Below are 11,538 nucleotides of genomic sequence, written 5' to 3'. Positions count from 1 at the left end.
TGACTGACGAGTCCTGACAGATGACACTGATTACGGAACATATCGAAAGCGACACCCGGGATCGTATCCTCGAGGTGGCCGAGCGGCTGTTCCGCCAGATCGGTTACCAGAAGACCACGGTCGGAGACATCGCCAAAGAACTGCGGATGAGCCCCGCCAATGTCTATCGCTTCTTCGAATCGAAGAAGGCGATCCATCAGGCGGTGGCCCGCTCGCTGATGGGCGAGGTTGAGCTGGAGGCGCAGCGGATCGTGGCGCGGCCCGGTCCGGTGCTGGAGCGCTTCCGCGAGCTGCTCACCACCATCCATCGCATGAACACCGAGCGCTATGTCGGCGACAATAAGCTGCATGAGATGGTCGAAATCGCCATGCAGGAGGACTGGGACGTCTGCGTCACCCACATGGAATGTATCGCCGGAATGATCGGCCAGATGATCGGGCAGGGCGTCGCCGCCGGCGAGTTCGAGGCACCGGACCTGCAATTGGCCGCGCTCTGCTCCTGCACCGCAATGATGCGCTTCTTCCATCCCCAGATGATCGCCCAGTGCGCCACCAAGCCGGGCCCGACCATCGACCAGATGATCGATTTCGTCATCGCGGGATTGTCGCCGCGGCACTGACGGGGCGGTGGCTTTCCTCCTATAAGCAGCTTCGCGCCACCCTAACGGAGGGATGACGGCAAGGACGGACCAACACACTCCGTCATTGCGAGCGTAGCGAAGCAATCCAGGCTGTCTCCGCAGAGGGATTCTGCATTGCTTCGTTCCGCTCGCAAGACGGGAAGGAAACAGAGCGTGACCGCCAAAGACCCCTACTTCTACGAGCCCTCCAAGGGCCACGGCCTCAAGCACGATCCCTTCAACGCTATTATCGCGCCGCGGCCGATCGGCTGGATCTCCTCGCGCGACGCCAGGGGCCACGTCAACCTCGCACCCTACAGCTTCTTCAATGCGTTCTGTTATGTGCCGCCGATCATCGGCTTCTCCTCCACCAATTGGAAGGACACGGTCGAGAACATCCAGCAGACCGGCGAATTCGTCTGGAATCTCGCCACGATGGATCTGGCGAAGCACATGAACGCAACCGCCGCGCATGTCGCGCCCGAGGTCGACGAGTTCGAGGTCGCGGGTCTGACCGCCGTGCCCGGCAAGCTTGTCAACGTGCCGCGCGTCGGCGAGAGCCCGGTCGCCTTCGAATGCAAGGTGTCCGACATCGTTCGTCTCAAGGGCGCCAACGGCAAGGAGGCTGACGCCTGGCTGACGCTCGGCGAGGTCGTCGCCGTCCACATCGACAAGGCCATGATCAAGGACGGCGTCTACCAGACCGCCGCCGCCCGCCCTATCGTCCGCGCGGGGCGCCGCGGCGACTATTTCGAGATCAAGCCGGAAAACATGTTCGAGATGGTCCGGCCGGATTAAGCCGGGCTGCTGCTTCCACAGGTCATTCCGCGGCGTCGCCAGACGCGACCTATGATGCGCAATTGTGCATCAGAGATCCATTGGTCCACCAACGCTGCCGCACGCTCGATTCCGGGCTCGACGCTTGCACGTCGCCCGGGAATGACTGTGGCGAGGCGTTCGGCCCCATTTCCCGATCCCGGAACCGGCACCGCGGCCCGGCCGTTATGGCCCCTGGGCGGCCGCCCGGCCGCGTCAATTTCGCAGGCGAAGTGTTCGCCTCGGCCAGCCAGTTTCCGCTAAAATGCCCGATAACCGCGCCGATGCATGAGGTCAGCCATGAGCTTCCGCCGCGACACTCTGACAAAGCCGATCTTCACTCTCGCGCGCGGCGTGCTGCCGGCGATTTCCGATACCGAGCGCGAGGCGCTGGAGGCCGGTGACGTCTGGTGGGACGCCGATCTCTTCACCGGCAATCCCGATTGGTCGAAGCTGCTGAAGGTCCCGCAGGCAACGCTGACCGCGGAGGAACAGGCTTTCCTCAACGGCCCCGTCGACGAGCTCTGCGCCATGCTCGACGAGTGGAAGATCTTCTGGGAATGGCGCGACCTGCCGCAGGACGTCTGGCACTTCGTCAAGCGCGAAAAGTTCTTCGGCATGATCATTCCGAAGGAATTCGGTGGGCTCGGCTTTTCGCCGTATGCGCATTCCGAAGTCGTGCGAAAAATCTCGACCCGTTCGATCGCGGCCGCCGTCACGGTGATGGTGCCGAACTCGCTCGGCCCCGGCGAGCTCTTGATGCGCTTCGGCACCAAGGAGCAGCAGCAGCGCTGGCTGCCGCGCCTCGCCGATGGTCGCGACATTCCCTGCTTCGGCCTCACCAGCCCGGAGGCCGGCTCCGATGCCGCCTCGATGGTCGACACCGGCATCATCTGCAAGGGGGAGTTCGAGGACCGCGAGGTGATCGGCCTTCGTCTCAACTGGCACAAGCGCTACATCACGCTCGGCCCCGTCGCGACGTTGCTCGGTCTCGCCTTCAAGGCCTATGATCTCGATCACCTCGTCGGCGATCAGGAAGAGCTCGGAATCACGGTGGCGCTGATCCCGACTAATCTGCCCGGCGTCGAGATCGGTCACCGCCATCTGCCGTCGATGCAAGTGTTCCAGAATGGCCCGAACCGGGGCCGCGACGTCTTCATCCCGCTCGACTACGTCATCGGCGGCGAAGCTCGGCTGGGGCAGGGCTGGAAGATGCTGATGACCGCGCTCGCCGCCGGGCGCGGCATCTCGCTGCCGTCGCTGTCGGCCGCCGGCGCCGCCTTTGCGGCGCGCACCACCGGTGCCTATGCTCGCATCCGCGAGCAGTTCGGCATCTCCATCTCCAAGTTCGAGGGCGTCGAGGAGCCGCTCGCGCGCATCGTCGCGACCGCCTATCAGCTCGATGCGGCGCGGCGGCTGACCTGCGCGGCGCTCAATGCCGGCATTCATCCTGCCGTCATCTCCGGCATCATGAAGCTGCATGCGACCGAACGCATGCGCACTGCGATCGACGACGCCATGGACATCCACGGCGGCAAGGCCGTGATCGATGGTCCGCAGAACTATCTCGGCAATCTGCATCGCGCCGTGCCGGTCGGCATCACGGTCGAGGGCGCCAACATTCTCACGCGCAATCTCATCGTGTTCGGGCAGGGCGCCATCCGCGCCCATCCCTATCTGCTCGGCGAGATGAATGCGCTCGCCGACACCGACCGCGAGCGCGGCCTCGCCGCGTTCGACAAGGCTTTCTGGAAGCACGTCGGCCACAGCTTCCGCACACTGCTTCGCGCCTTTGGCCGAAGCTGGACGTTCGGCGCCTTCGCACCGGCGCCTGATGCGGGCGATGCCACGCCATTCTATCGCCAGCTCTCGCGCTACTCTGCCGCCTTCGCGCTCTGCGCCGATCTGGCGCTGCTGACGCTCGGCGGCGCGCTCAAGCGCAAGGAGATGCTGTCGGCGCGGTTCGGCGACATTCTGTCCGAGCTGTATCTGCTCTCGGCCGCGCTGAAGCGCTGGCAGGACGAGGGCCGTCAGAAGGAGGATTTCGCCGCGCTGGAATGGTGCATGGCGACGGGCTTCCGAACCATCGAGAACCGGCTCGCGGAAATTCTGGCCAATCTGCCGAACCGCTTCGTCGCAGCCTTCCTCAAGCTCGTGGTCCAGCCGTTCGGCGCACGCGTGCTCGGCCCGTCGGACCGCGTCGTCCATCAATGCGCAAGCCTCGTCCTGGAGCCGTCGGCGGCGCGCGAGCGTCTCACGCCCGATCTCGCCCATGTCGACGACGACGGCGGCTTTGCCCGGCTTGAGCGCGCGTTCAAGCTCGCTGCAGAAACCGATGCGATCGCTAGGCGCGTGCGCGCCGCGCAGGTCCGCGACTGGAAGGACGCGGTCGCCAAGGGTGTGATCACGCAAGCCGAGGGCGAGCAGCTCGCCGCGGCCCGCGAAGCCGTCAACGAAGTGATCGAGGTCGATGACTTTGCGCCTGAGGCGCTGTCACCGATTTACAAGAAATCCGGCGACGTGCATCAGTTCTTCCAGGAACTCGGTGAACAGAGGGCGGCGAGCTGATGGCACGACCGGTTTTCATCATCGACGGCAGTCGGACGCCGTTTCTGAAGGCGCGCTCGGGCCCCGGCCCGTTCACGCCGGTGGATCTCGCTGTGCAATGCGGCCGACCGCTGCTGGCGCGCCAGCCGTTCGCCCCGACTGACTTCGACCAGGTCATCCTCGGCTGCGTCAACGTGATCGCGGACGAGATGAACCCCGCCCGTGTCGCCGCGCTGCGGCTCGGCATGGGCGAGGACATGGTTGCCTTCACGGTACAGATCAATTGCGGCTCCGGGATGCAGTCGATCGACACTGCCTATCGCTACATCCGCGAAGGCCATGCCGACATGATCCTGGCCGGTGGAACCGAGGCGCTGAGCCACGCGCCGCTGGTCTGGCCGAATTCCGGCGTGCGCTGGTTCGCCGGGCTCGCCACCGCCAAGGGCGTTGCCGCGAAGCTCGCCGCAGCCTTCAAGCTGCGCCCAAGCTATCTCAAGCCGGTCATCGGCCTCGAGCGCGGACTGACCGATCCCGTCACCGATTTGAACATGGGCCAGACCGCCGAGGTCGTCGGTCATCTCTTTGGCATCACGCGCGCGCAGTCTGATGCCTACGCGGCCGAGAGCCATCGCCGCCTTGCGCATGCGCAGGCCGAAGGTTTTCTGAAGGGCGAGGTTGAGACCGCGTTCTCCCGGGATGGCAAGTTCTTCGACCATGACGACGGCGTACGCCCGGACTCGACGGCCGAGACGCTTGCAAAGCTCCGGCCGGTGTTCGAGCGCCCCTGGGGACAGGTGACCGCCGGCAATTCCTCGCAGATCACCGATGGCGCCTCCTGGGTGATCCTGGCCTCCGACGCCGCGGTCGCCAAGCATAAGCTCACCCCTAAAGCTGTCATCGTCGACAGCAATTGGGCCGCGCTCGATCCTAGCATCATGGGGCTCGGCCCGGTGATCTCGGCGACGCCGCTGCTCCAGCGCAACGGCCTCAGCATCAACGACGTCGAGACCTGGGAATTGAACGAGGCTTTCGCCACGCAGGTGCTCGGCTGTCTCGCCGCCTGGAACGACGATAAATTCTGTCGCGAGATTTTGGGCCTCGACGGCGCAGCCGGCGAGATCGCCCGCGAAAGACTAAACGTCGACGGTGGCGCGATCTCGCTCGGTCATCCCGTCGGCACCTCCGGCAACCGGATCGTGCTGCATCTCGTCAACGCCATGAAGCGGCTTGGCACGCGGCGCGGCGTTGCCACCGAATGCATCGGCGGCGGGCTCGGCGGCGCCATGCTGATCGAGGCGCTGTGACCATGGATTCCAAGATCATGACCGCGCTTGGCGACCGCGTGCTGGAGCTCGGGCCCAAGCCTGGGACAGACAGTCCCTACAAGCACTTCAAGCTGACGCGCGATGCCGATGGTGTCGCCTGGCTGCTGTTCGACCGCGCCGAGGCGAGCGCCAACACGCTGTCCTCGGATGTGATGGAGGAGTTCGATGCCGTGCTTGCGGCGATCGAGACCGAGCGTCCCGCCGGCCTCGTGATCCGCTCGGCAAAGCCGTCCGGCTTCATTGCCGGCGCCGACGTCAACGAATTTCGCGGCGCGTCCGATCCTGAGATGGTGGAGACACGCATCCGGTCCGCGCATGCCGTAATCGATCACCTGGAAGCCTTGAGGTTGCCGACGGTGGCGGTCATCCACGGCTTCTGCCTCGGCGGCGGGCTCGAGGTCGCGCTCGCCTGTCAGGCGCGCATCGCCATCGAGGGGGCGCGCTTCGGCTTCCCGGAGGTGATGCTCGGCCTTCATCCAGGCCTCGGCGGCACCGCGCGCTTCACCGCGCTGGTCAATCCGATCCAGTCGATGGCCCTGATGCTGACCGGCCGCACCATCGATGCGCGCCGCGCCAGATCGCTCGGCCTCGTCGACACCGTCACGCAGGAGCGCCACGTCCACAATGCCGTGAAGGATGCGCTGTTCGGACGTCTGAAGCGGGCGCGGCCGGGCTTGCTGGTTCGCGCGGCGAATGTCGGCCTCGTGCGCGGGCTGCTCGCCAGACGCATGCGCTCGCAGGCGGCGAAGGCGGCATCTCGTGAGCATTATCCGGCGCCCTACGCGCTGATCGATCTCTGGGAGACCCACGGCGGCAGCAAGGCCTCGATGCTGAAAGCCGAACAGGGCTCGTTCGCCAAGCTGATGGTGACGCCGACCGCGCAGAACCTGATCCGGGTCTTCTTCCTGCGCGAGCAGATGAAGAAGGCGGCGGGCAGCGGCAATGCCGTCAAGCATGTGCATGTCATCGGCGCCGGCGCCATGGGCGGTGACATCGCGGCCTGGTGCGCGGGCCAGGGGATGCGCGTCTCGCTGGCCGACATGAAGCCGGAGCCGATCGCCGGCGCGGCGAAGCGCGCGGCCGAACTCTACGGCAAGATCATTCGCAAGCCGACCGACGTGCGCGACGCACTCGATCGCCTCATTCCCGACATGGACGGAGAAGGCGTACGCAACGCCGATCTCATCATCGAGGCCGTGCCGGAGAAGCTCGAGCTGAAGCAGAAGGTCTATGCCGGCCTCGAGCCGCGGATGAAGCCCGGCGCGATCCTTGCGACCAACACGTCGAGCATTCCGCTACAGGACTTGCGAACAACGCTGGCGCGGCCGGATCGGCTGGTCGGCCTGCATTTCTTCAATCCGGTGTCGCGGCTGCAACTGGTCGAGGTCGTCAGCCATGACGGCAACGACCCGCAAGTGCTGAAAGAGGCGCTCGCCTTCGTCGGCGCGATTGACCGCCTGCCGCTGCCCGTGAAGAGCTCGCCCGGCTTCCTCGTCAATCGCGCGCTGACGCCGTACATGCTGGAAGCCATGGTGATGCTGGACGAGAAGATCGACCAACGCCTGATCGACGCCGCGGCCGAGCAGTTCGGCATGCCGATGGGACCGATCGAGCTGGCCGACCAGGTCGGGCTCGACATCTGTCTCGATGTCGGCGACATGCTGCGCACCAAGTTCGGCGATCTGCTGCCGCCGACGCCGGCCTGGCTGCGCGAGAAGGTCGCCAAGGGTGAGCTCGGCCGCAAGACCGGCAAGGGCTTTTATGTCTGGAAGGAGGGCGAGGCGGAGAAGGCACAGCTTCCCGAGACCGGTCCGCGCGTCACCGACCAGATGATCGACCGCCTGGTGCTGCCGATGTCCAACGTCTGCGTCGCCGCGCTGCGCGAAGGCGTCGTCGACGACGCCGACGCGGTCGACGGCGCCCTCATCTTCGGCACCGGCTATGCACCGTTCCGTGGCGGTCCGTTGAACTATGCGCGCACGCGCGGCGTGGAAAATGTCGTATCCAGCTTGCGCGCACTGGCCGAGCGATTCGGCGAGCGCTTTGCGCCCGATCCGGGGTGGAACAGTTTCAAGTGAGAGAGATATGAGTGAACACGCCGCCACCGGACCGCGCGGGGATCTCTGTATTCGTACTCTGGCGATGCCCGCCGACACCAACGCGAATGGCGACATCTTCGGCGGCTGGCTGCTCAGCCAGATGGATGTGGGCGGCGGCGTGTTCGCCTCGAAAGTCGCGAAGTCGCGCACGGTGACCGTCGCGATCGAAGCGATGAATTTTCGCAAAGCGGTCTATGTCGGTGATCTCGTATCCGTCTACGCCAATCTCGTACGGGTGGGTCGTACCTCGCTCACCGTGCATCTGGAAGCCTGGGCGCTGCGGCGCGGTGAGGAGCATCCGTTCCTCGTCACCGATGGCAACTTTACCTACGTCTCGATCGACGAGCACGGCCGCCCGCAGGCGGTTCGCGCGACCGACACGACGATCGCGACGTAATCGCGCGACTCTCTGGCTCATCTCACGAAGACGTGGCAAGCACCGCAAACGCGGCGCGACTAAGTCATCGCGTCGCGTCTTCGCCAAGAACCAGTCATAAAACGGATGAGGTCCTAGCGTACTCAATTGCGTGTCGATTCGGGGTGGAAACGGCCTCAAATGCCCGCGGAACCTTTGGGCAGGAATGCCGTTATTTGCCCGCACTGAGGAATCCACGGGCCATGCCGGACAGCTACATCATCGAAGTCAATTCGCAGACCGCAGGTATCGTCGTTCGTTCTCAGGGAGGCTACTGTTTCTTCGCCTCATCCGACCGCTTCAACCGCCTCGAAGGTCAACTCTTCCGCAATGCCCGCGAAGCCGAGCGCGCCGCGCGCAAGCTTGTGAACGGCGAGGTGAAGGAGGCGGCGTAAGCGCCTGGCGCTGGTAATTTTGACGCGCGAAGCGTGGTCGGAAATTTTTACCGCCCACACCGCTGCTCCTCCTTTCTCCTTGCGGGAGAAGGTGGTGCGAAGCGCCGGATCAGGATCGGCTCCGCAAACGCAGAAGTGGGAGGTTCGTTTCGTGGATGGAGACCGCTCACCCGTCTCGCCGCTCCGCCGCGAACCACCCTCGCCCGCAAGGGGAGAGGGTTGGAACGTCATCACAACTTCGTCGCCGCCCGCGACAGCAGCTTCCACTCGTCGCCCTGCTTCTGCCAGTTCATCAGGATGTGGAGGTTGGTCGATACTTTCTTCCCATCGGCCGCCATCTCCTGTTCGCCGAGCCAGTGGAAGCGCACGATCGCGGCGGGACCGACGACCTTGATGGTCGGGTCCTTGTATTCGATCGAGAGGAATTTCGACTTGCCGTCGGTCGCATTGGTGATGAAGGTCGCCTTGTCCTCGACCTTGCCGCTGGAATGGCTGTAGCTGAGCTCCTCCGCGCAGAGTGCGCCGAGCGCCTTAGGATCCGCTGCGATCTGGGCGAGGCGGAAGGCCTCCACCTTCTTCGCCACGGCCTCTTCGTCCGCTGAAGCGGCCAGTGCCGGTGCCGCGAGAGCAAGCGCGGAGACGGCGAGAGTCGATAGAGCCAAATCGCGTCGGTTGATCATCATCGTTTCCTCCTTTTTGATCTTGCCACGAGTGTTGCAGCCGCGCGCGACTTTGTCGAGTGCCGCATTGTCGTGATGTGGACGCGTCATTGCGCAATCGAGGCCGTATTGATACGTCTTTCGCATTGATGCGCCACGCACTTGGGAAGTACGGAAATGATCGAGGCCAAAAGGCAAGCGATGGGCAGGGCGTTACTGTTCGACATTGACGGGACGCTGGCCGATACGGATCCGCTTCATCGCGAAGCCTTTCACCGCGTGTTCGCCCCGCGCGGCCATGTGGTGGACGATGAGCGCTTCAAGCGCGAGCTTCAGGGCTTTTCCAATGTGTCGATCGAGGAGCGATTTCTGCCGGACGAATCGCCGGAACGGCGCCTCGCAATCCTCGGCGAGAAGGAGGCGATCTTTCGTGATCTGGTGGCCGGGCAGATCGTGCCGATACCGGGGCTGATGGCGCTGCTCGACCGTGCGGATGCCGCCGGCATTCCCATGGTGGCCGTGACCAACGCGCCGCGCCTCAACGCCGAGCTGCTGCTCTCGGGCCTCGGCATCACCGAGCGGTTCAAGGCAATCGTGATCGGCGACGAGCTGCCGCACGGCAAGCCGCATCCGCTGCCCTATCAGGAAGGACTGCGTTTCGTCGGCGCCAGCGCAGAGGCGTCGATCGCGTTCGAGGACTCACGCTCCGGCGTGCAATCGGCCGCGGCGGCCGGCATCCCGACCATCGGCATGCGCACCACCCTCAGCCATGCAGACCTTGTTGCCGCGGGCGCGGTCGCGTCCGCGCGCGCCTACGACGATCCGGAGCTGCTCGCGCGCCTAGCCGCCGCGATGGCGTGTTGAGGCAGTCCGTTAACCGTGATCGTCTCCCGCATTGACCGAACGCGCGAACCGCCGCACCATGCATCGTTCTGATTTGAGGCTCTTGCCGTGACCGGACTGACCCATCGCCAAGCCGAAATCCTCAACCTCGCGCGGGCCTCAGGCCGCGTCATGGTCGAGGAACTCGCGCGCCGGTTCGAGGTGTCGGCGCAGACCATCCGCAAGGATCTCAACGATCTCTGCGAGCGGAGATCGCTGACCCGCATCCATGGCGGCGCCATCATCGCCTCGGGCGTTGAAAATCTCGCCTACGAGGCGCGCCGCTTCGTCGCCGCCGACGAGAAGAAGGCGATCGGCGCTGCTGCCGCCTCGCTGATCCCGAACGGCTGCTCGCTCTTCATCAACATCGGCACCACGACGGAGGAGGTCGCGAGCGCGCTGACCTCGCACGAGGATCTGCTCGTCATCACCAACAATCTCAACGTCGCCATGCTGCTCTACCGCCATCCCCGCATCGAGGTGGTGGTCGCCGGCGGCACGGTGCGGCGCGCCGACGGCGCGGTGGTCGGCTCGACCGCGACGCAGCTAATCGGCCAGTTCAAGGTCGATTACGCCATCATCGGGGCGTCCGCGATCGATGAAGAGGGCGCGCTGCTCGACTTCGACTATCGCGAGGTGCAGGTGGCGCAGGCGATCATCGCCAATGCTCGCAGCGTCATGCTGGTCGCCGATTCCACAAAGCTCCGCCGCAGCGCGCCGGTGCGGATCGCCCACATCAGCCAGATACAGACCTTCGTCACCGACCAGGAGCTGCCCGAGCGCCTCGCCACCATCTGTCACAGCAAGGGCATCGAGGTGGTCGAAGCCATGCCGAAGGAGGCGAGGGAGATCGATGAGACGCAGGCCGATGCGCAGGATGCCGCGCCTGAAGCAGTGCCGGTGATGCGGTTGCGCTAAGATTTAGGTGCGCTCCACGGGTTCAGCAGCGTCACGCCCGTAGGTTCGAAATCTCCCACATTGCGCGTAACGACCGTTAAGCCGTGAACAAGTGCGGTCGCAGCAATAAGGGCGTCGCGTTCGGCCGGCGGGTTCGGAACATGCAGTTGCGCGCAACGCTGCGCCACGGCCGTGTCGATCGCCAGAATCCGTCCCTCGAACCGGGCCAGAATGTGATCGTTGATCCAGGCACGCAGGACGGCACCTTGCACCGCGTCTTTGCGCTCGATCAGGCGCGCACCAAGTTCAATCTCACGAATCGAGATGGCGGACATGAAAAAATTCGCCGCAGGCACAGCATTGGCCCAGGCGAGGACATTGCGATCGGCCTTGTCCGGCCGCCTCAGTTCGGAAATGACATTGGTGTCCAGCAGAAACATCAGTCGAGATCAGCGGGCCTAGAGACGCCGCCGGTCATCCGAGGCGGTTCGAAATCGAAGTCCGCGTTCGCCTGTGCCAGAGCTTCGGCAAGGTTCATGTGCCCGCCGCTCAAGCGCAAATAGTCCTCGATGGTCAGCAGGACATGGGCCGGGCGGCCGCGATCGGTAATGAAGACAGGTCCGTGCGAGGCCGCTTTCTTGGCGCGGCTCGTATCCTGATTGAATTCCCGGCTGGTCAGGGTGGTCACGACCATCTGTGCGTCCAAGCCATTCGATGCTCTGCTCACGAGATCTATGTAGAGATGTTGCTACATTCAAGTCAATAAGCGCGTTGGTTCACGGAGCCGCACTAGCTGCTCCTTAATCGAGCTGCTTGCCCGTACATCTGTCCGTTCTCCTGCTGATTTCCCCACTCCATCGTGGTTGAAAAAGTTCCTCGTTCA

Annotated in this window: 12 protein-coding genes; 9 read left to right on the top strand and 3 right to left on the bottom strand. The window is 64.5% G+C overall.

Annotated features, from left to right (window positions below; genetic code table 11):
- Window positions 1–20 precede the first annotated feature (20 nt).
- The 7 genes from IVA91_RS01095 (at window position 21) to IVA91_RS01065 (ending at window position 8,217) form a co-directional block, all read left to right on the top strand.
- Window positions 21–620: a TetR/AcrR family transcriptional regulator gene (locus tag IVA91_RS01095; RefSeq protein WP_247279562.1), complete on the top strand. Its 600-nt coding sequence runs from the start codon at window positions 21–23 to the stop codon at window positions 618–620.
- A gap of 174 nt (window positions 621–794) precedes the next feature.
- Complete coding sequence (locus IVA91_RS01090; RefSeq protein ID WP_247279563.1) at window positions 795–1,418, top strand: flavin reductase family protein; 624 nt, start codon at window positions 795–797, stop codon at window positions 1,416–1,418.
- Between the two features lie 318 nt (window positions 1,419–1,736).
- Window positions 1,737–4,004 carry an acyl-CoA dehydrogenase gene (locus IVA91_RS01085; RefSeq protein ID WP_247279564.1) on the top strand — a complete coding sequence of 756 codons (2,268 nt, stop codon included), beginning with the start codon at window positions 1,737–1,739 and terminating at the stop codon, window positions 4,002–4,004.
- A complete protein-coding gene (locus tag IVA91_RS01080) occupies window positions 4,004–5,287 on the top strand; it encodes an acetyl-CoA C-acetyltransferase (RefSeq protein WP_247450098.1) in 1,284 nt (427 codons plus the stop codon). The genes IVA91_RS01085 and IVA91_RS01080 overlap by 1 nt, the downstream gene beginning before the upstream one ends.
- Window positions 5,288–5,289: 2 nt before the next feature.
- Window positions 5,290–7,386: a 3-hydroxyacyl-CoA dehydrogenase NAD-binding domain-containing protein gene (locus tag IVA91_RS01075; RefSeq protein WP_247279566.1), complete on the top strand. Its 2,097-nt coding sequence runs from the start codon at window positions 5,290–5,292 to the stop codon at window positions 7,384–7,386.
- A 7-nt stretch (window positions 7,387–7,393) separates the two neighbouring features.
- Window positions 7,394–7,804, top strand: a complete 411-nt coding sequence (locus tag IVA91_RS01070; RefSeq protein WP_247279567.1) for an acyl-CoA thioesterase — start codon at window positions 7,394–7,396, stop codon at window positions 7,802–7,804.
- 221 nt (window positions 7,805–8,025) lie between these two features.
- Window positions 8,026–8,217: a hypothetical protein gene (locus IVA91_RS01065; protein ID WP_247279568.1), complete on the top strand. Its 192-nt coding sequence runs from the start codon at window positions 8,026–8,028 to the stop codon at window positions 8,215–8,217.
- Window positions 8,218–8,447: 230 nt separating this feature from the next.
- On the opposite strand, the gene IVA91_RS01060 is transcribed toward IVA91_RS01065, so the two are convergent.
- The gene (locus IVA91_RS01060; RefSeq protein ID WP_247279569.1) at window positions 8,448–8,900 is read right to left on the bottom strand and encodes a nuclear transport factor 2 family protein; all 453 of its coding nucleotides are present in this window, start codon (window positions 8,898–8,900) and stop codon (window positions 8,448–8,450) included.
- A gap of 153 nt (window positions 8,901–9,053) precedes the next feature.
- On the opposite strand from IVA91_RS01060, the gene IVA91_RS01055 reads away from it, so the two are divergent.
- Together IVA91_RS01055 and IVA91_RS01050 are read left to right on the top strand one after the other, a co-directional pair.
- Entirely contained in the window at window positions 9,054–9,740 is a 687-nt protein-coding gene (locus IVA91_RS01055) for an HAD-IA family hydrolase (RefSeq protein ID WP_247279570.1), read from the top strand.
- 87 nt (window positions 9,741–9,827) lie between these two features.
- Complete coding sequence (locus IVA91_RS01050) at window positions 9,828–10,676, top strand: DeoR/GlpR family DNA-binding transcription regulator (protein WP_247279571.1); 849 nt, start codon at window positions 9,828–9,830, stop codon at window positions 10,674–10,676.
- Here the strand turns inward: IVA91_RS01050 and IVA91_RS01045 are convergent.
- A complete protein-coding gene (locus IVA91_RS01045; protein WP_247279572.1) occupies window positions 10,673–11,095 on the bottom strand; it encodes a type II toxin-antitoxin system VapC family toxin in 423 nt (140 codons plus the stop codon). The genes IVA91_RS01050 and IVA91_RS01045 overlap by 4 nt on opposite strands.
- Entirely contained in the window at window positions 11,095–11,349 is a 255-nt protein-coding gene (locus tag IVA91_RS01040; protein ID WP_247279573.1) for a type II toxin-antitoxin system Phd/YefM family antitoxin, read from the bottom strand. Before IVA91_RS01040 ends, IVA91_RS01045 begins: the two co-directional genes overlap by 1 nt.
- Window positions 11,350–11,538: the final 189 nt, after the last annotated feature.

Source organism: Bradyrhizobium sp. 153 (assembly GCF_023073835.1).
Classification (GTDB): domain Bacteria; phylum Pseudomonadota; class Alphaproteobacteria; order Rhizobiales; family Xanthobacteraceae; genus Bradyrhizobium.
The sequence above is the reverse complement of the archived record's forward strand: the minus strand, read 5'-3'. Positions and strand labels throughout refer to the sequence as shown.